Annotated in this window: 19 protein-coding genes; 15 read left to right on the plus strand and 4 right to left on the minus strand. The window is 70.8% G+C overall.

Annotated elements, in window-relative coordinates; all coding sequences use genetic code 11:
* The first annotated feature begins 1 nt into the window (after nt 1).
* On the plus strand, nt 2–1,132 hold the full coding sequence (recF, locus tag JYK02_RS23385; protein WP_207054139.1) for a DNA replication/repair protein RecF: 1,131 nt from the start codon (nt 2–4) through the stop codon (nt 1,130–1,132).
* Here recF and JYK02_RS23390 read toward each other — a convergent pair.
* Entirely contained in the window at nt 1,129–1,515 is a 387-nt protein-coding gene (locus tag JYK02_RS23390; RefSeq protein ID WP_207054141.1) for a hypothetical protein, read from the minus strand. The two genes, recF and JYK02_RS23390, sit on opposite strands and share 4 nt — an antisense overlap.
* Nucleotides 1,516–1,762: 247 nt before the next feature.
* On the opposite strand from JYK02_RS23390, the gene JYK02_RS23395 reads away from it, so the two are divergent.
* The 12 genes from JYK02_RS23395 to JYK02_RS23450 all read left to right on the plus strand — a co-directional run bounded on the left by JYK02_RS23395 (nt 1,763) and on the right by JYK02_RS23450 (nt 14,768).
* A complete protein-coding gene (locus JYK02_RS23395; protein ID WP_207054143.1) occupies nt 1,763–2,269 on the plus strand; it encodes a hypothetical protein in 507 nt (168 codons plus the stop codon).
* Entirely contained in the window at nt 2,266–3,060 is a 795-nt protein-coding gene (locus JYK02_RS23400) for an MlaE family ABC transporter permease (RefSeq protein ID WP_207054145.1), read from the plus strand. Before JYK02_RS23395 ends, JYK02_RS23400 begins: the two co-directional genes overlap by 4 nt.
* Nucleotides 3,061–3,073: 13 nt before the next feature.
* Nucleotides 3,074–3,901 carry an ABC transporter ATP-binding protein gene (locus JYK02_RS23405; protein WP_207054147.1) on the plus strand — a complete coding sequence of 276 codons (828 nt, stop codon included), beginning with the start codon at nt 3,074–3,076 and terminating at the stop codon, nt 3,899–3,901.
* A complete protein-coding gene (locus JYK02_RS23410) occupies nt 3,898–5,088 on the plus strand; it encodes an MlaD family protein (RefSeq protein WP_207054149.1) in 1,191 nt (396 codons plus the stop codon). Before JYK02_RS23405 ends, JYK02_RS23410 begins: the two co-directional genes overlap by 4 nt.
* 127 nt (nt 5,089–5,215) lie before the next feature.
* The gene (locus JYK02_RS23415; RefSeq protein ID WP_207054151.1) at nt 5,216–6,121 is read left to right on the plus strand and encodes a zinc metalloprotease; all 906 of its coding nucleotides are present in this window, start codon (nt 5,216–5,218) and stop codon (nt 6,119–6,121) included.
* A 228-nt stretch (nt 6,122–6,349) separates the two neighbouring features.
* The gene (locus JYK02_RS23420; RefSeq protein ID WP_207054153.1) at nt 6,350–7,249 is read left to right on the plus strand and encodes a zinc metalloprotease; all 900 of its coding nucleotides are present in this window, start codon (nt 6,350–6,352) and stop codon (nt 7,247–7,249) included.
* A gap of 155 nt (nt 7,250–7,404) precedes the next feature.
* Nucleotides 7,405–8,568 carry a pyridoxal-phosphate-dependent aminotransferase family protein gene (locus tag JYK02_RS23425; RefSeq protein ID WP_347402558.1) on the plus strand — a complete coding sequence of 388 codons (1,164 nt, stop codon included), beginning with the start codon at nt 7,405–7,407 and terminating at the stop codon, nt 8,566–8,568.
* 269 nt (nt 8,569–8,837) lie between these two features.
* On the plus strand, nt 8,838–9,467 hold the full coding sequence (locus JYK02_RS23430; protein ID WP_207054155.1) for a DUF2378 family protein: 630 nt from the start codon (nt 8,838–8,840) through the stop codon (nt 9,465–9,467).
* Between the two features lie 190 nt (nt 9,468–9,657).
* Nucleotides 9,658–11,286 (plus strand): sensor histidine kinase, encoded by a 1,629-nt coding sequence (locus JYK02_RS23435; RefSeq protein ID WP_207054157.1) that lies wholly within the window; start codon nt 9,658–9,660, stop codon nt 11,284–11,286.
* The gene (locus JYK02_RS23440) at nt 11,283–11,660 is read left to right on the plus strand and encodes a response regulator (protein ID WP_207054159.1); all 378 of its coding nucleotides are present in this window, start codon (nt 11,283–11,285) and stop codon (nt 11,658–11,660) included. Before JYK02_RS23435 ends, JYK02_RS23440 begins: the two co-directional genes overlap by 4 nt.
* Nucleotides 11,661–11,775: 115 nt before the next feature.
* Nucleotides 11,776–13,944 carry a cation:proton antiporter gene (locus tag JYK02_RS23445; RefSeq protein ID WP_207054161.1) on the plus strand — a complete coding sequence of 723 codons (2,169 nt, stop codon included), beginning with the start codon at nt 11,776–11,778 and terminating at the stop codon, nt 13,942–13,944.
* Between the two features lie 5 nt (nt 13,945–13,949).
* Entirely contained in the window at nt 13,950–14,768 is an 819-nt protein-coding gene (locus tag JYK02_RS23450) for a helix-turn-helix domain-containing protein (protein ID WP_207054163.1), read from the plus strand.
* On the opposite strand, the gene JYK02_RS23455 is transcribed toward JYK02_RS23450, so the two are convergent.
* Complete coding sequence (locus JYK02_RS23455) at nt 14,765–15,523, minus strand: GNAT family N-acetyltransferase (RefSeq protein ID WP_207054165.1); 759 nt, start codon at nt 15,521–15,523, stop codon at nt 14,765–14,767. The genes JYK02_RS23450 and JYK02_RS23455 overlap by 4 nt on opposite strands.
* A gap of 110 nt (nt 15,524–15,633) precedes the next feature.
* Between JYK02_RS23455 and JYK02_RS23460 the strand changes: the two genes are divergently transcribed.
* Both JYK02_RS23460 and gyrB read left to right on the plus strand, forming a co-directional pair.
* Complete coding sequence (locus JYK02_RS23460) at nt 15,634–16,089, plus strand: hypothetical protein (RefSeq protein ID WP_207054167.1); 456 nt, start codon at nt 15,634–15,636, stop codon at nt 16,087–16,089.
* A 122-nt stretch (nt 16,090–16,211) separates the two neighbouring features.
* A complete protein-coding gene (gene gyrB / locus JYK02_RS23465; RefSeq protein WP_207054169.1) occupies nt 16,212–18,668 on the plus strand; it encodes a DNA topoisomerase (ATP-hydrolyzing) subunit B in 2,457 nt (818 codons plus the stop codon).
* Between the two features lie 120 nt (nt 18,669–18,788).
* Here the strand turns inward: gyrB and JYK02_RS23470 are convergent, their stop codons facing one another.
* Both JYK02_RS23470 and JYK02_RS23475 read right to left on the minus strand, forming a co-directional pair.
* Complete coding sequence (locus JYK02_RS23470) at nt 18,789–19,346, minus strand: hypothetical protein (RefSeq protein WP_207054170.1); 558 nt, start codon at nt 19,344–19,346, stop codon at nt 18,789–18,791.
* Nucleotides 19,347–19,493: 147 nt separating this feature from the next.
* The gene (locus JYK02_RS23475) at nt 19,494–22,343 is read right to left on the minus strand and encodes a serine/threonine-protein kinase (RefSeq protein WP_242588861.1); all 2,850 of its coding nucleotides are present in this window, start codon (nt 22,341–22,343) and stop codon (nt 19,494–19,496) included.
* Nucleotides 22,344–22,405 lie beyond the last annotated feature (62 nt).

The following is a 22,405-nucleotide window of genomic DNA, read 5'->3' on the forward strand; positions in this document are numbered from 1 at the left end:
TGTGCGCCTCCTCTCGCTCCAGGTCCAGGACTTCCGCAACCTCCCGACGGTGCAGCTCGCACCCAGCACCCACGCGACCATCGCCGTGGGCCAGAACGGGCAGGGGAAGACCAACCTCCTGGAGGCGCTCTACTTCCTCGCCACCCTCAAGCCCCTGCGCGCCGGGCGCCTGTCGGAGCTCGTCCGCTGGGGCTCCTCCGCCGCTCGCGTCACCGGCCGCTTCCTCCTCAAGGGCGCCGAGCGCGAAATCTCCGTCGAGGTCGGCGGCGGCACCCGCCAGGCCCTCGTGGACGGCAAGAAGGCCTCCAGCCTGGAGGACTACTTCGGCGGAGTCTCCGTCGTCGCCTTCACCCCGGATGACCTGGAGGTCATCAAGGGCGGCCCCGACGCGCGCCGCGCGTTCCTCGACCGCGCCGTGTTCAACCGCTTCCCCGCCTTCCTCAAGGAAAGCCGCGAGTACGCCCGCGCCCTCAAGAACCGCAACCGCCTGCTCCGCGATGGCGCCACCGTCGACGCCGCGTACCTCGACGCGTACGACGAGACCCTCGCCCGCTCGGGCGCCCGCCTCTATGCCCGCCGCCGCGCGCTGATGGCCGAGCTCGCGCCCCGCGCCCAGGCCACCTTCGGCTCCATTGGCCGCACCGCCGACCCCGCCGTCTACGGTTACCACCCCGCGCACCTCGGCGCCGACTTCGCCCACGCCGACGAGGCCGCGCTCGCCTCCGCCCTGCGCGAGGCCCTCTCCGCGCGCCTGAGACGCGACCTGGACCGCGGCTTCACCTCCGTGGGCCCGCATGTGGACGACGTCTCCGTGACGCTGGGCGGCCGCAGCGCGCGCGCCTACGCGAGCCAGGGGCAGCAGCGCGCCCTGGTGCTCGGCTGGAAGATCGCGGAGATTGAAAACCTGGAGGCCGCCATGGGCTTCCTCCCCCTGCTGCTCCTGGATGACGTCTCCAGCGAGCTGGACCCCGAGCGCAATGCCTATCTCATGGGCTACCTGGCCCGGAGCGGCGCGCAGGTCTTCCTCACCACCACCGACGCGGGGCTCGTGCGAGCCGCCGCCGCCAGTGACACCCTCTGGCTCACCGTCCACGCGGGACAGGTGGCCACCGAAGCGCCGTCACAACCCTAGTGCACCCGCCGCCGGTGCCAGGGCCAGTGCACCGGTCCCCGGCGCGCGTGATGCTGTGGCAATTCCTGCCGCGTCACGTGCCCGAAGTACTCGAAGCGGAACTCCGCCCAGAGCAGCCCGAACGCCACCGCGAACAGGAATACCGCCAGCGTCAGCCACCACACGGTGCCCGTCGCCAGCGCGGCGATGAACAACACCCCCAGCACCGCCGACACCCCCAGCGACACGTCCCGCAGGCGCTTGGACTCGCTGAACGCCATTCCCATGGCCAGCATGGAGATGGCCAGCAGCGGCCACGCCAGCCAGTACGCCGTGCGCGCATACAGATTGGCTATCGACAGCAGGAACAACCCGAATCCGAATATCGCCAGTCCGCCGTCCATCGAATCCTCCTCGTGAGAATCCCCCGGCTCCCGGCTGAACATGCGCCTTGCCCGGGTCCCCAGCACCGGACCCCTCTCTTCCGACCGGAGCCCTCCCGGGGCGCCGGGCCCTCGTCCGGCGCGAGGTTCGCGAATGGGCTCGGAAGTCGACGTTCGTCCAGACGAAGTTCTTGCGGACCTGACGGGCGTGCACCATGACCATGCCCGCCGTCCCACCGGGCCCCTCCGGGACGAACGAAATGGTGCCATGTCGCGTTTGCTGCTGACGCTCGTGCTGTCCGCCCTCCTCGCGGGGTGCCACCGCGCGACGTTCGAGGACTCGGTGCTCCAGAAGTCCGACGTGAAGTACCGCGTCGGCCCGCTGTCCAACACCGTCTGGGAACGCCAGGGCTTCGACGACAACGACCTGGCCTTCGTGGAGCGCGGCGACACCGGCCGCGTCATCGCCACCAACTCCACCTGCAAGGACCACGACGACCCGTCCCTCCAGGTCCTCACGAAGCACCTGCTCATGGGCTTCACCGAGCGCCAGGACCTGGGCCAGCGCACCTTCACCCTGGACGGCCGCGAGGCCCTGCGCAGCCGCTACGTCGCGAAGCTCGACGGCGTGCCCATCCAACTGGAGCTGGTGGTCGTCAAGAAGGACAACTGCGTCTTCGACTTCAGCTACGTCGCCCCCGTGGGCACCGCCGACGCGCGCATGGCGGACTTCGAGAGCGTCTTCCAGGGCTTCCACGCGGAGCGCCGGCGATGATGCCCGAAGCGAAGCTCTTCTCCGGAGGCCCCAGCCTCAAGGAGCGGCTGAAGGAGCGCATGGAGTCGCTGGGCGCCCTGTCCGTGATGACGGGCCAGGTGTTCAGCCGCGCGGTGCGTCCCCCGTATGACTGGGCCGGCCTCGTCTTCCACACCGAGTCCCTGGGCGTGCGCTCGCTGCCCATCGCGCTGCTCACCGCGACGTTCGCGGGGCTCGTCATCTCGCTGCAGTTCGGCTACTTCCTCGCCCGTTTCGGCGTGCAGTACACCGTGGGGCGCGTCGTCATCCTCACGCTGTTCCGCGAGCTGGCCCCCGTGCTCACCGCGCTCACGGTGGGCGCGCGCATCGGGTCCGGCATCGCCGCGGAGCTGGGCTCCATGACCGTGACGGAGCAGGTGGACGCCATCCGCGCGCTGGGCGCGGACCCCTTGCGCAAGCTGGTGGTGCCGCGCGTGTTCGCGTGTCTCATCGTCATGCCGGTGCTCACCGTGTTCTCGGACGTGGTGGGCCTGGTGGGCGGCGCGCTGGTGGTGAAGTCCCAGTACGGCATCTCCCTGGATCAGTTCTTCCAGGGCGCGCTGGATGCCGTGCTGATGGGTGACTTCGTCTCCGGCGTCATCAAGGGCGCCGTGTTCGGGCTCATCATCGGCCTGGTGGGTTGCTTCAAGGGGCTGGCGGTGGAGGGCGGCACGGAGGGCGTGGGCCGCGCCACCACGCAGACGGTGGCCATCACCTCCGTCACCGTGTGCCTCGCGGACTTCTTCATCACGAAAATCACGCTCTACTTCTGAAGCCGCCCGCACCATGCGCAAGGCCCGCCACCACCGAGACCCCGCCGTCCCCTTCGCGTTCCGCAAGCCCACGCCGGGCGAGGAGCTCATCCGCTTCGACGGCCTCATCAAGCAGTTCGGCCCCAAGCGCATCTACGACGGCGTGGACCTGGACGTGCGCGCCGGAGAGACGCTGGTGGTGCTGGGCGGCTCCGGCGTGGGCAAGAGCGTGCTGCTCAAGTGCCTCATCGGCCTTCTGCACCCGGACGGCGGCAGCATCCTGTTCGAGGGCTACGACGTCGCGAAGTTCTCCGAGGAGCAGTTCCTGGAGGTCCGCAAGCACGTGGCCATGGTGTTCCAGGGCGCGGCGCTGTTCGACTCGCTCAGCGTGGCGGAGAACGTGGCGTACCCGCTGCGTGAGCACTTCAAGAAGATGACGCGCGCTGAAATCCAGAAGCGCGTGGCGGAGAAGCTGGAGCTGGTGGACCTGCCCAACACGGAGAAGCTGATGCCGTCGGACCTGTCCGGCGGCATGCGCAAGCGCGTGGGCCTGGCGCGCGCCATCGCGACGGACCCGGAGGTCATCCTCTGGGACGAGCCCACGACGGGCCTGGACCCCGTCACCACGCAGACCATCAACGAGCTGATTGATTCCATGAAGCAGCGCCTGGGCGCGACCTCCATCGTCGTCACGCACGACATGGTGAGCGCCTTCGTGCTGGCGGACCGGATGGCCATGCTGGCCAACCGCAAAATCGTCCAGGTGGGCACCCCGGAGGAGATGCGCCGCTCCCAGGTGCCGGAGGTGCGCGCCTTCATCGACGCGCGCCGCCTGGAGCTGAACCCCCGGGGAACACCATGAGTCTCTTCACCACGACCTCGAAGGAAAAGCGCCTGGCCGTGAGGGCGGGCCTCTTCGTCGCCATCGGCCTCGCCGTGGCGGGCGTCGTCGTCTTCTTCATCGGCCGCGAGTCCAACCTCTTCCAGCGCCAGGTCATCTTCCGCGCCTACTTCCAGAGCGTGGACGGCCTGAGCGACCAGTCCCCCGTGTGGATTGGCGGCCTGAAGGTGGGCCGCGTGAACAGCGTGTCCTTCTCCCCGGACCTGAAGGACAGCCGCCTGGAGGTGGAGTTCCAGGTGGCCAGCGCCTACGCGAACCGCGTGCGCAAGGACTCCGTGGCCCGCCTCTCCAGCATGGGCGTGCTGGGCGACAAGGCGGTGGACATCTCCCTGGGCAGCGCGGATCAGCCGCCCGTGGAGCCCGGCGGCGTCGTCCAGTCCAGCAGCGGCGGGGACCTGGCCAACCTGATGTCCAGCGCCAGCCGCGTGATGGAGAACTCCGTCCAGATCAGCGAGTCCCTCAAGGACGCCGTGAAGGTCTACGCGAACCCGGAGCTGTCCCGCGACCTGGCCCGGAGCGTCGCGTCGCTGCGCTCCATCATGGAGGAGGTGGAGAAGGGCAACGGCGCCCTGCACGCCCTCATCTACGACCCGCGCACGGGCCAGGAGGTGAACACGCTGCTGGCCAACGCGTCCGGCGCCGCGAAGCGCATGGACGGCGCGCTGGGCCACGTGGAGGCCATCCTGGGCGAGGTGCGCCGGGGAGACGGCACCGCGCACGCGCTCATCTACGGCCAGGACGGCGCGGTCGCCATGCGCGAGCTGGGCGCGGCCGCCGGCCAGCTCGCGGGCCTGCTGGAGGACGCGAAGAAGAGCCCCAACGGCGCCGTGCACCAGCTCATCTACGGCGACGCGAAGGGCATGTTCGCGGACCTGGGCAGCGCCGCCGCGGACATCAAGACCATCACCGCCACCGTGGCCAAGGGCGACGGCACCCTGGGCGCGCTCGTCAACGACCCCACCGTCTACGACGACCTGCGCGAGGTGCTGGGCAACGTGAAGCGCAACCGCATCCTCCGCGCGCTGGTGCGCTTCTCCGTGAACAACCACGAGTCCCTGGACCAGGTGGGCGCCCCGCAGACCGCGCCCACCCCGCTCGCACCTTCCACCGACGCGGGCGCGCCCGCCGCGCCGGCCTCAACGCCTTGAGCCATCCATTCGCGTCACCGTGTGAGTCCATACGGTTTCACAGTCATTCCAGGACTGTCTGTGTATTGACTCGAATAGGCTTGCAGGCGTATTTCCGGCTCCCCTGCTTTTAAAGGAGTTGGGAACAATGCTTCGTCACGTCGCGCAGCGCAGTGGCCGTGTCGCGGTGGTCCTTGGCACCCTGATGTCCCTGGCCGGTTGCAGCAGCGCCCCGGCTCCGGAAGAGCAGGCCCCCCAGACTCCGGCGGAGGAGACCGCCACCCAGCAGGCCATCCCGCACCGCGGCTGCGCCACCATCGAGCCGTCCGCCGATGAGAAGCTGGAGATTGAAGCGGCGCTGGCGGCGCGTGGCGTTTCCGCCAAGCGCGCGGTGGGCTCGGTGAACGTGCCCGTGTACTTCCACGTCATCCGCCAGGGCACGGGCATCTCCAACGGCGACATCCCGGACTCGCAGATCACCAGCCAGATGAACGTGCTGAACGCGGCGTACGCGAACACGCCGTTCAAGTTCACGCTGGCCGGCACGGACCGCACCACGAACAGCACCTGGTTCAACCTGACCCAGGGCAGCAGCGCCGAGCGCTCCATGAAGTCCACCCTGCGCAAGGGCGGCAAGGAGTCGCTGAACATCTACTCGGCGAAGCTGGGCGGCGGTCTGCTCGGCTGGGCGACCTTCCCCTCCAGCTACACCAGCAGCCCGTCCATGGACGGCGTGGTCATCCTCTTCAGCAGCGTCCCCGGCGGCACGTCGTCCCCGTACAACCTGGGCGACACCGGCACGCACGAGGTCGGTCACTGGGTGGGCCTGTACCACACGTTCCAGGGCGGCTGCGCCAGCCCGGGTGACTCCGTCAGCGACACGCCGCCGGAGGCCTCGCCCGCGTACGGCTGCCCCGCCGGCCGTGACACCTGCTCCGGTGGCGGCGCGGACCCCATCTACAACTTCATGGACTACACCGACGACAGCTGCATGAACACCTTCACCGCCGGCCAGAGCGCCCGCGCGGACAGCCTGACCGCGACGTACCGCTAGAAAAAGCGCAGCGGCCGTGGCCGATGTGACAGCGCCGGGGTCCCCGATCAGGGGGCTCCGGCGTTTTCATTTTCGGGGATGAAGCACGGACAGGCCGTATCCCGGCCTGTGACGCTTGGTTTGTCTTCAACGGGTTTTGCTGGGAATTCAATTTTACCGCACCCGTTGACTAGAACTGTTTCATACGTGTATTGGTGTCTCCCCCACTTTTCGAGGAGTTGGGAAACAATGCTTCGTTTCGTCGCGCAGCGCAGTGGCCGTGTCGCGGTGGTCCTTGGCACCCTGATGTCCCTGGCCGGTTGCAGCAGCAGCGCCCCGGCTCCCGAGGAGCAGACCCCGGCGGAGGAGACCACCACCCAGCAGGCCGTGCCGCACCGCGGCTGCGCGACGGTGGAGCTGACCGCCGATGAGAAGCTCGAGGTCGACGCGGCGATCGCGGCGCGTGGCGTGTCCGCCAAGCGCGCGGTGGGCTCGGTGGACGTGCCCGTGTACTTCCACGTCATCCGTCAGGGCACGGGCATCGCCAACGGCGACATCCCGGACTCGCAGATCACCGCGCAGATGAACGTGCTGAACGCGGCGTACTCCAACACCCCGTTCAAGTTCACGCTGGCGGGCACGGACCGCACCACGAACAGCACCTGGTACAACCTGCGCAGCGGCTCCGCGGCCGAGAAGAAGATGAAGGCCGCGCTGCGCAAGGGCAACGCCGGCACGCTGAACATCTACTCGGCGAACCTGTCCGGCGGCCTGCTGGGCTGGGCGACCTTCCCCTCCAGCTACACCAGCCAGCCCTCCATGGACGGCGTGGTCATCCTCTACAGCAGCGTCCCCGGCGGCTCCGCGGCCCCCTACAACGAGGGCGACACGGGCACGCACGAGGTCGGCCACTGGCTGGGCCTGTACCACACGTTCCAGGGCGGTTGTAACAACCCGGGCGACTCCGTCAGCGACACGCCGCCGGAGGCCTCGCCCGCTTACGGCTGCCCCGCCAACCGTGACACCTGCGCGGGTGGCGGTGCGGACCCCATCACCAACTTCATGGACTACACCGACGACAACTGCATGAACACGTTCTCCGCCGGCCAGGTGGCCCGCGCGGACAGCGTGACCGCGACGTACCGCTAGTCCACGGCTTCGCTTCCTGAAGTTCCCGACGCCGGAGTCCCTACTGCACGGGGGCTCCGGCGTCTTCCTTTTCCAGCGTGGACAAGCCGGGCCCGCGCTGGCCACAGTGGGGGACCGCCCTCCGTCCGGAGGGGGCCTTCAGGAGGAGTGGCGCCGTGAGAGACCTGTTGATGATTCCCGGGCCGGTGGACGTGGACGCGGAGGTGTTGCAGGCGCTGTCGGCGCCGGTGCCCGGGCACCTGGACGCGGGCTTCATCGCCACCTTCGGCCGGGCCCTGAAGCGCCTGCGCGAGGTGTCGCTCGCGCCGGGAGCCCAGCCCTTCGTCGTCTCCGGCAGCGGCACGCTGGCCATGGAGCTGGCGGTGGCCAACCTCGTCGAGCCCGGCGACCGCGCGCTGGTGGTGAACACCGGCTACTTCAGCGACCGCATGGCCCACATCCTGGAGCGCCACGGCGCGAAGGTGACGCACGTGCGCGCGGGCGCCGTGGGCAGCGCCCCGGAGGTGGACGCGGTGGAGGCGGAGCTGCGCAAGGGCGGCTTCAAGCTGATGACCGTCACCCACGTGGACACCTCCACCGCGGTGCTCGCGCCGGTGGAGCCGCTGGTGAAGGCCGCGCGTCAGCACGGTGTCCTCGCCGTGGTGGACGGCGTGTGCGCCACCGCCGGAGAGGCCTTCCACCAGGACGCGTGGGGCGCGGACGTGTACCTCACCGCCAGCCAGAAGGCGGTGGGCGTGCCCCCGGGCCTGGCGCTCCTCACGGTGAGCCCCCGCGCGCTCGCGGCATGGAAGGCGCGCAAGGCCCCCGTCGCCAGCGTGTACGCGGACTGGGCGGAGTGGCTGCCGGTGATGGAGGCCTACGAGTCCGGCAAGCCCGCCTACTTCGCCACCCCGCCCACGTCCCTGGTGTGCGCGCTGGACGTGAGCCTGGGACAGATCCTGGCGGAGGGCATGGAGGCCCGCTTCGAGCGCCACCGCAAGATGGCCCGCGCCTTCCGCGCCGCCTGGAGCGCGCTGGGGCTCAAGCCGGTGCCCACCTCCGAGTCCGTGGCCGCCAACACCCTGAGCGCCGTGTACTACCCGGAGGGCGTGGATGCGTCCTTCGTGGGCCGCGTGAAGGCGCAGGGGGTGGCCATCGCCGGCGGCCTCCACCCGGAAATCAAGCCGCGCTACTTCCGCGTGGGCCACATGAACCGCATCAGCGCCGGGGACGTGCTCGTCACCGTGGGCGCCATCGAGCGCGCCCTCCATGCCTCCGGCCACCGCGCCACCGCCGCCGGAACCGGCGTCGCCGCCGCCCAGGCCGCGCTCGCTCAGTAGGCCTCCGGGTGGGGGGCCTGACCCCCAATCTTTTCTCAGGCCACAGGAAAAACCGTCCGCCCTCCCATTAGATTTGTGTACGCTACCAGATAATGTCAGGTACTTCCGGGCTTACAGGGATTCCTTGGCGTTTTGGTAGAAATGTGTGATTGGGCTGGACGGTGTGAGCGGGGCGTGGGCCCCGGCACCTGTGAGGGGGAAGGGCTGCGCTGGCGGACGGGACCCGGTGGAACGGGTGGTCCGCTCCAGCGCCTGAAGTGGAGGTGGGTATGGATCGCGGACCGGTGGAAGGTTCGTCGAGGGCGGCGGGCAGGGCGGATGAGAGCGCGGCGTGGCACCTGACGGAGCGGTGCCTGGCCGCGACCCCGGAGGATGGCGCCCGGGGGATGTTCTTCCAGGGCGTGGTGGGGGTGGTGGGCTTCCTCCAGGGGGAGGAGGCGCAGGCGCGGTGCCTGGCGGCGTCCGGGCTGAAGCAGCTGAACGCCGCGGAGCTGTACCCGGTGGCGCGCTTCCTGGCGATGTCCGCCGAGGCGACCCGGCTGCTCCGGCCCCAACTGGGGGATTGGGCCCAGTCGCTGCGCTACATCGGGACGCAGGCCACGGTGGACTTCCTGGGCTCCATGTTCGGCCGGGACCTGATGCAGGCGGCCGGGCGCAACCCCCGGAAGATGCTCCAGCACCTGATCGAGAACTACCGGGTCGCGGTGAGCTACGGCGAGCGCAGCGTGCTCTGGACCGGCGACCACAGCGCCCGCTTCGTGATGCGCCGGGACTTCATGCCCGCGCCGTACCACGAGGGGGTGCTCCAGGCGGCCCTGGAGGCCGTGGGGGCCCAGGACGTCCAGGTGCACGGCCGGCAGCTGTCCCTGCTGGACACCGAGTACGACGTCTCCTGGTAGTCCGGGCGCGCCCCACCCGCTGCGTGGGGCCCTCTGGCGGCCCCCGGCGGGACGTTCACCAGCCACCGCTCGGTGGTGAACGTCCGCCATTTCTCCCGCTGGCGTGACAGGGAGGGCCACTAGCATGTGGTGAGAGAGGCCCACACCCCATGGGAGGCGTCACGCGAATGGAGACAGGCGGGGCCCGGGCATGACGCCCTTCCGGCTGTTGCTGGTGGAGGACAGCGTCAATGACGCGGCACTGGTGACGGCGGAGCTGGAGCAGGCGGGCTACCTGCCCACGACGCGGCGCGTGGATTCGCTGGAGGCGCTGCGCGACGCGCTGGCCGCCGAGCCGTGGGACCTGGTGCTGTGCGACTACCGGCTGCCGCGCTTCAGCGCGCTGGACGTGCTGGCGCTCTTGCACGGGCAGGAGCGGGACGTGCCGCTCATCGTCCTGTCCAGCCAGCTGAGCGAGGAGCAGGCCGTCACGCTGATGAAGGCGGGGGCTCGCGACTGCTTCTCCAAGGACCGGATGGCCCGGCTGGGCCCGGCGGTGGCGCGCGAGCTGGAGGAGACGCGCGTGCGCCGCGAGCGCGCCCGGGCGGAGGTGGACCGCGACATCCTGGCGAAGGCCAGCGAGCTGCTCACCGCGTCCCTGGAGCAGGCGGCCCGGCTGGACCAGCTGGTGCAACTCATGGTGCCCCGGGTGGCGGACTGGTGCGCCTTCTTCCTCCAGGACGCTGACCAGGGCGGCCTGCGGCTGGTGGCGCTGGCGCACCCGGACGCCGCGCGGCGCGCCCACGCGTGGAAGCTGGACCAGCGCTTCCCGCTGGACCCCCAGGCCGCCGCGGGCCCCGCGCACGTGCTGCGCACCGGCCAGCCGGAGTTCATGCCGGACGTGCGCAAGCGCCCGGAGCCCATCACGAAGGACGCCGCGCACCAGCGCGCCATCGAGGGGCTGGGGCTGCGCTCGGTGGTGAACGTGCCCCTGCCCGGCAACGAGGGCCGGCTGGGCGTGCTGTCCCTGGGCACGCTGGGCGAGCGCACCCTGTCCCAGGTGGACCTGGCGCTCGCGCTGGAGCTGGCGCGCCGCACGGGGCTGGTGCTGGAGAACGCCCGCCTCTTCCAGGAGGCACGCGAGGCGGTGCGCCTGCGCGACGAGTTCCTCACCGTGGCCGCGCACGAGCTGCGCACGCCGCTGACCACGCTGCGGCTGCAACTGGGCACGCTGCTGCAGCGCTCGGAGGCGCACCACCTGGAGCCGGACGTCGTCACGCGCCTGGAGCGCAGCGTGCGCCAGGTGCGCCGGCTGGGCACGCTGGTGGAGGGGCTGCTGGACGTGTCCCAGCTGTCCAGCGGCGAGCTGTCGCTGATGCCCGAGCGCTTCGACCTGGAGGAGCTGGTCGCGGAGGTCCTGGAGCGCTTCCAGGCGGAGGCCCGCGCGGCGGGGTGTGAGCTGCGGCAGTCCCCCCGCCGCGGGCTGTGGGGGACGTGGGATCGGCTTCGGGTGGACCAGGCCGTGGCGGCGTTGATATCCAACGCGCTCAAGTTCGGTCCGGGACGGCCGGTGGAGGTGGACGTGGGGAGGGAAGGGGGCTTCGCGCGCATCCAGGTGCGCGACCGGGGCATCGGCGTACCCCTGGACCAGGTGGAGCGCATCTTCGAGCGCTTCGGCCGCGCCGTCAGTTCGCACTCGTATGGAGGCCTGGGCCTGGGGCTGTACCTGGCCCGCCGCGCGGCGGAAGCGCACGGCGGACGGGCCTGGGCGGAGCCGGCCGCGGAAGAGGGCGCGCGCTTCACGCTGGAGTTGCCGCTGGAGAAGGAGACGCGCGAGTGAGCCGGCCGCTGTTGGTGGTGGACGACGACACGGACCTGCGGGAGGCGCTGGAGGAGGTCCTGCGCGACGCGGGCTACACCGTGCTGGGCGCGGGCAACGGCCTGCAGGCCCTGGAGGTGCTCCGCCGGGAGCCGGTGCCTCCCGCCCTGGTGCTGCTGGACATGATGATGCCCGTGATGGACGGCGCGACCTTCGGCCGCCAGATGCGCCAGGTGGACGCGTGGCGCGACATCCCCGTGCTCGTCTTCTCCGCCTCCGCCAACGCCCGGCAGGTCGCGGAGGAGATGGGCGCCTGCGGCTACCTGCGCAAGCCGGTGGACGTGGAGACGCTGCTCAGGTCCGTGGCCGCCCACAAGGTCCCCGAAACCGCCTGACCTCTTCCGGGGAAGTCCCTCCGCGCGGGCCTGCCTGCCCTTTGCGCGTGGGTTGACGCTGCGCGCGGGGGCTTGGTAAGTGCAACCTTAACACTTTCCCCGCGAGGCCTGTCAGATGAACCCCCACATGCTCGCCCAGCTCCTGGTTCAACTCATCGTCATCATCGCGGTGTCGCGGCTCATTGGCCGCGGCGCGCGCTGGCTGGGGCAGCCCCTGGTCATCGCGGAGGTGGTGGCGGGCATCGCGCTGGGGCCGTCGCTCCTGGGCTGGCTGGCGCCGGGCGCGATGCACTGGCTGTTCCCGCCGGAGTCCATGCCGTTCCTGAAGATGCTGGCCGAGGTCGGGCTGGTGCTCTTCATGTTCCTCATTGGCCTGGAGCTGGACCCGAAGCTGCTCAAGGGGCGGGGCCACGCGTCGGTGGCCATCAGCCACTCCAGCATCGTCGTCCCGTTCGCGCTGGGCGCGGCGGCGGGCGCGCTGTGGCTGTACAGGTCGCTGTCCAGCCCGGACGTGCCGTTCTCCTCGTTCGTGCTGTTCATGGGCGTGTCCATGAGCATCACGGCCTTCCCGGTGCTGGCGCGCATCCTCAGCGAGCGCGGGATGATGCAGTCGAAGCTGGGCGCCATCGCCATCGCGTGCGCGGCGGTGGACGACGTGACGGCGTGGTGCATCCTGGCGTTCGTGGTGTCGCTGGTGCGCGCGTCGGACCTGGCGCACGCGGGGCTCACCACGCTGTTCGCGCTGCTCTACATCGGCTTCATGCTGCTCTTGGTGAAGCCGTTCCTCGCCCGGCTGGGCGCGCGCGTGGCCAACCGCGAGGGGCTCACCCAGAACGTGGTGGCCATCACGATGGTGCTGCTGCTCGGGTCCGCGTGGACCACCGAGTACATCGGCATCCACTCGCTCTTCGGCGCCTTCATGTTCGGCGCGGTGATTCCGAAGGAGGGCGGGCTGGCGGCGGCGCTGGCGGAGAAGCTGGAGGACGTGGCGGTGGTGCTGCTCTTGCCCGTGTTCTTCGCCTTCAGCGGCCTGCGCACGCAGATGGGCCTGTTGGCCACCCCGGAGGCGTGGCTCACGTGCGGCGTCATCATCCTCCTCGCGTGCCTGGGCAAGTTCGGCGGCAGCGCGGTGGCCGCGCGCCTCACGGGCCTGCGGTGGAAGGAGGCGGGCGCCGTCGGCATCCTGATGAACACGCGCGGCCTGATGGAGCTCATCGTGCTCAACCTGGGCCTGGACCTGGGCGTCATCTCGCCCACGCTCTTCACGATGATGGTCATCATGGCGCTGGTCACGACCTTCATGACCACGCCGCTGCTGAAGCTGCTGTATTCGCCGGAGGACCAGGCGCGCGAACAGATGGTGCAGACGCCGGAGGGGCCGCTGCCCTCGCCCGCGTACACGGTGCTGCTGTGCGTGTCGCACGGGCAGGCCGGCCCGGGCATGGCGGTGCTGTCGCGCGCGCTGTCGGGCGAGCGCAACGAGGCGAACCTCTACGCGCTGCACCTCTTGTCCCCGGAGCGCTCGCTCAAGGCCCGCGGGGAGGAGGCGCTGGACCCCTCCGCGGCGTCCGGTGGCGCGCTGGCGCCGCTGGTGGGGCGCGCGGAGAAGCTGGGGCTGTCGGTGCGCACGCTGTCGTTCGTGTCGTCGGAGCCCGCGCGGGACATCTGCCGCACGGCGCAGGCGAAGCGCGCGGACCTGGTGCTGCTGGGCTGGCACAAGCCGCTGTTCAGCCAGACGGTGCTGGGCGGCACGGTGCACGAGGTGATGCAGGAGGCGGGCGGCACGGTGGCGGTGCTGGTGGACCGCGGCCTCACGCAGGTGCGCCGGGTGCTGGTGCCCTTCGTGGGCAGCCGGCATGACCGGGCGGCGCTGGGGCTGGCGCGGCGGCTGGTGAAGCAGGCCGGCGCGGAGGTGACGGTGCTGCACGTGACGTCGCCGGACGGCGCGGGCGCGGGCCGGGCGCAGGTGGAGGAGCTGTTCCCCGCGGACGAGGGCGCCGCCGTGAAGCTCAAGGTGGTGCGCCACGCGTCGCCGGAAGAGGCAGCGCTGGAAGAAGCGAAGGCGGGTTACGACCTCGTGGTGGTGGGCCTGGGGGCCGAATGGGGCCTGGAAGACCGGTTGTTCGGCGTACAGCGCGAGCGCATCGTGCGCGACGCGCCCGCCTCGCTGCTGCTCGTGCATCATCCGGAGGCGGCGACGGTGCTGGCGCGCACGCCGGAGGAGGCCCGGACGCAGGGCTCGCCCCCGGAGACGACGACGCAGCCGCTCGGCGCGCGGAGCTGACCGCCATGCACCTGGGAGCCACACTGCGCCTGCTTCGAGTGGACGCGGGCCTGTCCCTGCGGGACCTGGCACGGCGCATCGGCGTGTCCAGCGCGTACCTCAGCCGCGTGGAGAACGGCGTGGACGCGCCGCCCACGCAGGAGCGGCTGACGGCCATCGCCCGGGAGCTGGACGTGCCCCCGGGGCTGCTCATGGACGTGGCCAACCGGGTGAGCCCGTACGTGGCGGGCTACCTGGAGGACGTGCCCGCCGCGGGGACGCTGATGCTGGACATCGCGCGGCGCAAGCTCACCGGCGCGCAGCTGGCGCGCGTGCGGGCCTTCCTGGACGCGGAGTTCCCCCTGCGCGAGGTGCGCGGCGACGAGCCCGTGCCCCCGCTGGCGCCGCTGCTCTCCCCGGAGCGGGTGGTGGTGCAGCTGTCCTGCGGGGACTACGAGGACGCGCTGGACGTGGCGGCCGGGCGGCTGGCGGCGGAGCTGTCCGGCGTGGACGCGGCGGCGCTCGCGCAGGGGCTTCGAAAGCGCGAGGGCGAGACGCCGTCCCAGGTGGGCAACGGCGTCGCGGTGCCGTACGCGTTCGTGCCCGGCGCGTCCCCGGTGGCGGCGCTGGTGACGCTGGCCCGGCCCCTGAAGGTGGACGCGCCGGACGGCCAGGCCCTGCGGCTGGTGGTGGCCCTGGTGGACGGCCACGTGGGCCGCGCGCGGCTGATGCGGCTGGCGCACGTGGCCCGGCTCGCGGGGCGCGGGCTGGCGGACCGGCTCCAGGGCGTGGAGGACGCCCGGCGGGTGCTGGAGACGCTGGAGGAGCTGGAAGCGCTGCGCTAGCGCGGCTGCGGCGGCACCCAGTGCTCCCAGGGGCCGAGGTCCCGGAAGCCCAGGTGCCGGTACACGCGCAGGCCCGCCGGGGTGGACTGGAGCACCGTCGCGGTGCACCCGCGCTGGCGCGCCCCGGAGATGAGCCCGCGCATCACCGCCGACGCCAGCCCCAGCCCCCGGGCCTCCGGGTGCGTGGCCACCAGGTACACGCCCGCGGTGTCCGCCACGTCCACCGCCAGCCCGCAGGACAGCGCCTTGCCGTGCTCCTTCGCCACCACCGTGTGCACCGGCACGGGCAGCGGCGGCCGCCGCCAGACGGAGAGGATGTCCCGCCACTCCGGGCCATAGGTCTGGATGTTGATCTCCACCAGGTCGCCCATGTCCTCCACCGTCTCCACGGGCACGCCGGGCGCCGCGTCCGGCAGCTCGTGCAGCCAGGCCCCCATGGCCACCACGGTGAAGTCCGGCCGGTAGCCCTTCGCGCCCAGCACCCGCGTGGCGTCCCGCTGCCCGGGCGTCAGGGTGACGCGCCAGCGTGAGAGCCCCAGCCCCCGGTAGAAGTCCGTGAGGGCCGGCAGCGCGGCGGCCAGCGCGTCCACGTCCGTGAAGAGCACCTGCTGGAAGTGCGCGTCCGGGTACGACGGCAGCGCGAACGCCTCCACCCCGGGGAGCTGGAGGTGGCGCAGCGAGCCGCGTTCGGACTGGAGGCGTTTGAAGGCGATGAGGTTGGTGTGGAGTCGAGAAGTGAGTTCGGCATCCGTCATGCGGGCCGGCAGACTAGGCACGGGGACGACGGGCAAAGAACAGCCGTGGAGGAAAGGACGCGCGCACGGTGCGCCAGGGGGTTAGGTTTCCATCCCTTCCCCTGCCGACCATGACCCCGCGCTTCTTCTCGTTCGATCCGCGTCCCACCCGAATCGCCCTCGTCCTGGGCGCGTGCCTCCTGGCGGTCCTCACCGCCTGGGCCCTGGCGGACTACCGGGGCGGCGGGGGGCTGGTCGCCATGGCGCGGGCCGGCATCAGCGCGGGCCTGATGCTGACCTTCCTCGTCTCCGTGCACCGCCTGCGCCCGCGCGCCGGGTGGGGCATCACCCTGGATTCCGCGGGCGTGCGGGTGGCCCGGCCCTTCAGCGGGCAGCCGCTCGAATTGCACTGGGGCCAGATTGATTCCGTGCGCCGGGTCGGCCGCAAAGGGAGCGTGCTCGGGCTGTTCCTGAAAGAAGAGGGAAGGGTGCTCGTGACGAGGCATCTCTTCGCCCGCGAAGCTGTTTATGAAGAGTTGATCGCGGCGCTGGAGGACCGCCTCCCGCCCTCGCGTTTCGACGCCTGATTCATGAATCTTTCCGCAGCCTTGCGTGGGCTCCCGGAGCTTGTCCGGGATGCCCGGTGGTGGTAGGCACAACAGGCTTGAGCCCTGTCGCAACGGCAGCCTTTCCCAAGGACACGCTTCACATGGAAAAGACCCCCGCTACCGGTGTCGCGCCGACCGCGCCGCCCGCCGAGTATGGGACGGACGCCATCACCAAGCTCGAAGGGCTGGAGGCCGTCCGCAAGCGCCCCGGCATGTACATCGGCGACACGATGACCTACGGGCTCCACAAGCTCGTGTACGAGGTCGTCGACAACTCCGTGGACGAGGCCCTGGCCGGCCACTGCACGGACATCGACGTGGTCATCCACGTCGACGGCTCGCTCAGCGTGCAGGACAACGGCCGCGGCATTCCCGTGGGCCCGCACCCCGACCCCAAGTTCAAGGGCAAGGACACGCTGGAGGTCGTCCTCACGGAGCTGCACGCCGGCAGCAAGTTCGGCAACGGCGCGTACAAGGTCTCCGGCGGCCTGCACGGCGTGGGCGTCACGTGCGTGAACTTCCTGTCGGAGTGGTTCAAGGTCCGCGTCCAGCGCGCCGGCAAGGTCTTCGAGCAGACGTACGCGCGCGGCGTGTCCAACGGTTCCCCCCAGGAGGTGGGCACCACGGACAAGCGCGGCACGATGATCCACTTCAAGCCGGACTCCACGGTGATGGAGACGGTGGACTTCAACTTCGAGACGCTCAGCCAGCGCCTGCGCGAGCTGGCGTTCCTCAACGCGGGCCTGCACATCACCATCCGCGACGAGCGCACCCAGAAGGAGCACGACTTCAAGTTCGACGGCGGCATCTCCTCCTTCGTGGAGTACCTCAACAAGGCGAAGGAAGCGCTGCACGACAAGCCCGTCTACATCAAGTCGGAGCGCGAGGGTGTGTCGCTGGAAATCGCCATGCAGTGGAACGATGGCTACGACGAGCGCATCTTCACCTTCGCCAACAACATCAACACCCATGAGGGCGGCAGCCACCTGTCCGGCTTCAAGGCCGCGCTCACGCGCACGCTCAACAGCTACGCGGAGAAGGGCGGCCTCTGGAAGGACCTGAAGGAGACGCCCACCGGCGAGGACGCGCGCGAGGGCCTGTCCGCGGTCATCTCCGTGAAGCTCTCCAACCCCCAGTTCGAGGGCCAGACGAAGACGAAGCTGGGCAACAGCGAGGTGAAGGGCCTGGTCGAGCAGATGGTGAATGATCAGCTCGCCACCTTCCTGGAGGAGAACCCGCCCCTCGCGAAGAAGGTCGTGGTGAAGATTGGCGACGCGTGCCGCGCCCGCATCGCCGCGCGCAAGGCCCGTGAGACGGTGCGCCGCAAGGGCGTGCTGGACGGCGGTGGCCTGCCCGGCAAGCTCGCGGACTGCCAGAGCCGCGACCCGAACGAGAGCGAGCTGTACATCGTCGAGGGTGACTCCGCAGGTGGCTCCGCGAAGCAGGGCCGGGACCGGCGCAACCAGGCCATCCTCCCGCTGCGCGGAAAGATCCTGAACGTGGAGAAGGCGCGCTTCGAAAAGATGCTGACCAGCGCCGAAATCGTCACGCTCATCACCGCGCTGGGCACGGGCATCGGGGCGGAGGACTACGACCCGGAGAAGGCGCGCTACCACCGCATCATCCTGATGACGGACGCCGACGTGGACGGCAGCCACATCCGCACGCTGCTGCTCACGTTCTTCTACCGGCAGATGCGCGAGCTGATTGACCGGGGCTTCGTCTACATCGCGCAGCCGCCGCTCTACAAAGTCACGCGCAACAAGAAGGACACCTACGTCAAGGACGAGCGCGCGCTCAACGAGTACCTGCTGCGCATCGCCGCGGAGCACTGCCGGGTGAAGACGCCCGCGGGGGAGCTGGGCGGCGCGGACCTCAAGGCGCTCCTGGAGAAGGTCATCACCTACGAGGAGCGGCTGGAGAAGCAGGCCAAGCGCCGCGACGCGCGCATCGTGGACGCGCTGGCCCAGGCCACCGACCTGCGCGCGGAGACGCTCGCGGACGGGGCGGCGGTGGAGGCGCAGCTCGTCACCATGCGCGAGTACTGCCAGCGGCGCATGCCGGAGGTGATGGGCCGGCTGTCCACGCGCCTGGAGAAGGACGCGGAGCAGCAGGAGTCCCAGCGGCTGGTGGTCACGACGGACGTGAACGGCTCCATGCGCGAGTCCGTCTTCGACCAGGCCTACCTGTCCTCGCCGGAGTACCTGGAGCTCGTCGCCCTGCGCGAGGTCTTCCACTCGCTGGGCAAGGCCCCCTACCGCGTCCAGGTGGACGGCGGCGAGGTCACGGCGTTCTCCGTGCAGGAGGTACTGGCCGCGGTCCGCAAGGACGCGCAGAAGGGCCTGGGCCTGCAGCGCTACAAGGGTCTGGGTGAGATGAACCCGGAGCAGCTCTGGGAGACGACCATGGACCCCAACCGCCGCACGCTGCTCCAGGTGCGCGTGGAGGACATGGTGGAGAGCGACGAGATCTTCTCGCTGCTCATGGGCGAGGCGGTGGAGCCCCGCCGCGAGTTCATCGAGCGCAACGCGCTGGACGTGCAGAACCTGGACATCTGAGGTCCAGGGGGAAGAAAGACCCGTGGGCCCGGTGCCGTGTCCCGGCTCCGCGCCCACGCGCCCTTCCCATCCTTTTCGAGCCGGGCCGCGGGATGCGGCTTGGGCGGCCCCCGTGAGCCCTTACGGAAGGAACCTGGCAACCAGCGACCAGCGCGAGGAGGCCCCCGCGCGCATGTTGAGGATGGCGGTGATGCCGATGACGCCCGCCATGGCGGCGATGTTCGCGATGCCGCCCGCGTCCAGCGCCCGCATCGTCTTCGCGGCCTTCTCCGGCGTGCCCGCGGTGGGCGTCAGGCCCGTCTCCACGGGGACGGCGCCCTCAGGGGCCTGCTTCGCGAGGAAGGCCCCGCCGAAGATGTTGGCCGCGCCCAGCGCCACGGTGGCGCCCAGCAGCACGTCCTTCGCGATGACCAGCCCGCGCGTGGTGCGGTCGATCTCCCGGCCCGTCAGCCGCGAGCGGCCCACCAGCCAGGTGATGGCCGCCAGGCCCACGGACGCCGCGTTCACGATGTTGAAGCCGTTCCAGGCGGCGTTCACCACCTGACCGCGCTCCGACTTGGAGCCAATCACCTTCACCGCGGGGTTGAGGGCCACCTTGCCGAAGAGCGAACCCCCGAAACCGGCGGCGAGCCCCAGGTTGTGCAGCACCAGGCCGGTGGAGGACAGGACAGGCATCATGGACGGACTCCATTGGAGAAGAAGTGGATGTCCGTGAGGGTAGGCACTGGGGCTGATCGCGGGAGCAGCACGCCAGGGTGATGCCCGTGGTGGATCCACGCCCGTCTTCCAGGCGTCCTCCCGGGCGGGGGCCCGGCTGCCCGGCCGCTACCGCTCGGAGCTCTTGGCGCCGCGCAGCGCCTCCGCGCGCTCCTTGCGGGACATGTTCGTCACGTCGACGATGTCCACGTCCAGCGCGCCCGCGTTGTCCCCCAGCTGCAGGTCCGGGAAGACGCAGCGCAGGTCCTGCACGCCGGACACCTGGTAGCGCTTGCCCGCCTCGAAGAGGCGGTGCGAGCTGCGCACGGACTCTGGCTTGGGGCCCTTCTCCACGCACAGCACCGTGTGCACGCGGCCGTTCGTGCCGGAGCGCACCTCCGCGAAGTCGTCGCGCACGGTGAAGGCGTAGGTGGACTTGGGGTTGAGGCCCTTGAGCAGCATCTGGTGCAGGGGCTTCACCTGGAGGGCGTTCTTGTCGGCCTCGAACAGCACCGAGCGGGGCGGGATGTACGCGGACTGCCGCAGGTGCACGCGGACGGCGCCGCGGTTGTCCTCGGGGCCGGTGTCGTCCAGGGCGAAGAAGTGGAGCTTCTTCGCGCCCTTGAGGGTGCGCGGCGCGCTGCTCACGAAGCCCACGGCGTTGTCCGCCGGCAGGTCTCCTTCCGCGTAGTAGACGAGCGTGCCGGACGCGGTGCCGTCGCCTTCCGCCAGCGCCGCGCTGCCCTCGGTCCACACGGAGTAGGCCGCGCCGGGCGACACGTCGATGGTGGCCGTCGGGTACTCCGGCAGGGGCAGCGCGTTGTACATGGGGCGCAGCACCAGCAGGCGCGTGGGGTACTCCACGTGCCGCATGTCGCGGTCGGGGAGCTCCGCCTCGGCCACGGCCGCGGTCCCCGCGTCGGTGGTGGAGGCCAGTCCCCCGTCCGTCTCCGTCGCGGTGCCGCCGTCCGCGCCGGGCACACCCGCGGCCACGACGGCGGCGGCGGTGCCCGCGTCCGGGATTGCGAGGCCCGCGTCGAGCGTGGCGGTGGGGATCTCCGACACCATCTGCGTGGTGCCGGGCGCCACCTCCAGCTCCGCCCGCAGGTGGACCTCCGGCTGGTTGGGCGTGAAGCGCCGCGTCCAGGCGCGGTAGCCCGGGCGGGTGACGACGATGGTGTGGGGCGTGCGCTGATCCGCGCCGATGATGCGGCTGGGCGTGTTGCCCACCGGCCGGCCGTTGACCACGACGGCGGCGCCCTCCGGGGTGGAGGTGATCCACAGGACGACGGGCGCGTCGGCCCCCTCGCCCTCCTCGGCCGGGGACAGGAAGTGGAGCAGCAGGCCGATGACGAGCACCACGCAGGTGACGGCGAACACGCCGATGCTCAGCTGCCGCACCTGCCTGGCGCGCTTGCGCTCGCGCTCGGCGGCCTCGGCGGCCAGCTTCTCGCGCGCGTCGTCCGCGGTGGTGCGGGCGCGGGGGCCCTGCTTCTCCTCGGGCTCCGGCGGCTCGGGCGCGATGGCCGTCTCCACCGGCGTGTCATGCGGCGCGGCCAGGGTGGGCAGCGCCTGGGGCATCGCCGTGGGCTCGGTGCCGCCGTCGGTGTCCGGCTCGGCCTCGAGCTCGGGCGGCAGGGGGCGGCGGCCGGTGCCGGTGTTCTCGCGGGTGCCCCCCGGCGTCACGCGGCGCGCGCCGGTGGTGCTCTTGCGCACGGCGGTGGCCTGGGTGGACGAGCGGCGCGGAGCGTTGCCGTCCGTCGCGGGGCGCAGGCCGGGCGCGCTGCCCGACGCGCGCACGCCGGGGCTGGAGGGCCGCGCCACGCCCGGGCTGGACGCTCGGGCCGCGCCGGAGCCGCTGACGTTGCCCGTGCTGGAGGACCGGCCGTTGCTGGAGGGCAGCCGCGCGCGGCCCTGCGAGGGCTCCGACCCCGGCGACTGCCACGCGGCCAGCTGCTCCTTGAAGCCGGGCGGCAGCTCCACCTTGCGTCCCTCGGCGGCCAGCTCCTCCGCGAAGAGGTACGTCATGAGCTGGCTCAGCATCGTGGGCGTGAAGCGCGGCGTGTCCCGGTAGAGCAGCTCCACCGCGGACTCGCTCAGGTCCTTCGCCGTCTGGTAGCGGGCCTCGCGGTCCACCGCCATCGCGTGCGCGATGATGGTCTCCAGGTCCTCGCCAATGGTCGGGTTGATGGCGGACGGGGGCAGGCAGTCGCCGGTGATGATGCGCGGCAGGACGGTGACGAACTCGCCCTCGAAGGGGCGCCGGCCGCAGAGCATCTCGTAGAGGACGACGCCCGCGGCGTACACGTCCGTGCGCGCGTCCAGGTCCTGCCTGCCCTGCGCCTGCTCCGGGGAGAAGTACGGGTACTTGCCCTTGAGCGTGCCCGGCGACGTCTTGGCCTCCACGGCGCTCGTCGCCTTGGCGATGCCGAAGTCGATGACCTTGACCTCGCCCTCGTAGGAGATGAGGACGTTGTCCGGGGACACGTCGCGGTGGACCAGGCCCAGCGGCTTGCCGTCCTCGCCCACGTGGCGGTGCGCGTAGTCCAGGCCCTCGCACAGCTTGCTGGCGATGTGCAGCGCCAGCGGCTGCGGCAGGAACCCGACGCCCGCGCGTGAAGCCCGGCGCAGCACCTTCGACAGGGGCTGGCCGTGCACCAGCTCCATGGCGATGAAGTACTGCCCGTCCACCTCACCGAAGTCGAAGACCTGCGCGATGTTCCCGTGCGTCAGGCCCGCCACCAGGCGCGCCTCGCTGATGAACATCTCCACGAAGTCGTGGTCGTCCACGAAGTGCGGGAGGATCTGCTTGATGACGCAGGGCTTGGTGACCCCCATCGCGCCCGTCATACGCGCGCGGTAGGTGACCGCCATGCCCCCCGCGGCAAGCTTGGAGACCAGGACGTACTTGCCGAATTGCTGGGGACTGGGTTCTGCCACGGGCGGGAGGCGGGGCCGGGATTGGGGAAGCCCCAGCATACTCGCCTTCCAATGAAAGTCCCGGGCGCGCTCGCATGGCATGCGAAGATTTCGCTCCGGGT

The organism is Corallococcus macrosporus, from assembly GCF_017302985.1.
Lineage (GTDB): Bacteria > Myxococcota > Myxococcia > Myxococcales > Myxococcaceae > Corallococcus > Corallococcus macrosporus_A.

What these genes read in the sequence shown, in the direction of transcription:
- gyrB (WP_207054169.1), top strand. Translation starts at nt 16,212, where the DNA reads ATGGAAAAGACCCCCGCTACCGGTGTCGCGCCGACCGCGCCGCCCGCC.
- JYK02_RS23395 (WP_207054143.1), top strand. Translation starts at nt 1,763, where the DNA reads ATGTCGCGTTTGCTGCTGACGCTCGTGCTGTCCGCCCTCCTCGCGGGG.
- JYK02_RS23420 (WP_207054153.1), top strand. Translation starts at nt 6,350, where the DNA reads ATGCTTCGTTTCGTCGCGCAGCGCAGTGGCCGTGTCGCGGTGGTCCTT.
- JYK02_RS23400 (WP_207054145.1), top strand. Translation starts at nt 2,266, where the DNA reads ATGATGCCCGAAGCGAAGCTCTTCTCCGGAGGCCCCAGCCTCAAGGAG.
- JYK02_RS23430 (WP_207054155.1), top strand. Translation starts at nt 8,838, where the DNA reads ATGGATCGCGGACCGGTGGAAGGTTCGTCGAGGGCGGCGGGCAGGGCG.
- JYK02_RS23455 (WP_207054165.1), bottom strand. Translation starts at nt 15,523, where the DNA reads ATGACGGATGCCGAACTCACTTCTCGACTCCACACCAACCTCATCGCC.
- JYK02_RS23460 (WP_207054167.1), top strand. Translation starts at nt 15,634, where the DNA reads ATGACCCCGCGCTTCTTCTCGTTCGATCCGCGTCCCACCCGAATCGCC.
- JYK02_RS23435 (WP_207054157.1), top strand. Translation starts at nt 9,658, where the DNA reads ATGACGCCCTTCCGGCTGTTGCTGGTGGAGGACAGCGTCAATGACGCG.
- JYK02_RS23450 (WP_207054163.1), top strand. Translation starts at nt 13,950, where the DNA reads ATGCACCTGGGAGCCACACTGCGCCTGCTTCGAGTGGACGCGGGCCTG.
- JYK02_RS23475 (WP_242588861.1), bottom strand. Translation starts at nt 22,343, where the DNA reads ATGCTGGGGCTTCCCCAATCCCGGCCCCGCCTCCCGCCCGTGGCAGAA.
- JYK02_RS23445 (WP_207054161.1), top strand. Translation starts at nt 11,776, where the DNA reads ATGAACCCCCACATGCTCGCCCAGCTCCTGGTTCAACTCATCGTCATC.
- JYK02_RS23390 (WP_207054141.1), bottom strand. Translation starts at nt 1,515, where the DNA reads ATGGACGGCGGACTGGCGATATTCGGATTCGGGTTGTTCCTGCTGTCG.
- JYK02_RS23470 (WP_207054170.1), bottom strand. Translation starts at nt 19,346, where the DNA reads ATGATGCCTGTCCTGTCCTCCACCGGCCTGGTGCTGCACAACCTGGGG.
- JYK02_RS23410 (WP_207054149.1), top strand. Translation starts at nt 3,898, where the DNA reads ATGAGTCTCTTCACCACGACCTCGAAGGAAAAGCGCCTGGCCGTGAGG.
- JYK02_RS23405 (WP_207054147.1), top strand. Translation starts at nt 3,074, where the DNA reads ATGCGCAAGGCCCGCCACCACCGAGACCCCGCCGTCCCCTTCGCGTTC.
- JYK02_RS23415 (WP_207054151.1), top strand. Translation starts at nt 5,216, where the DNA reads ATGCTTCGTCACGTCGCGCAGCGCAGTGGCCGTGTCGCGGTGGTCCTT.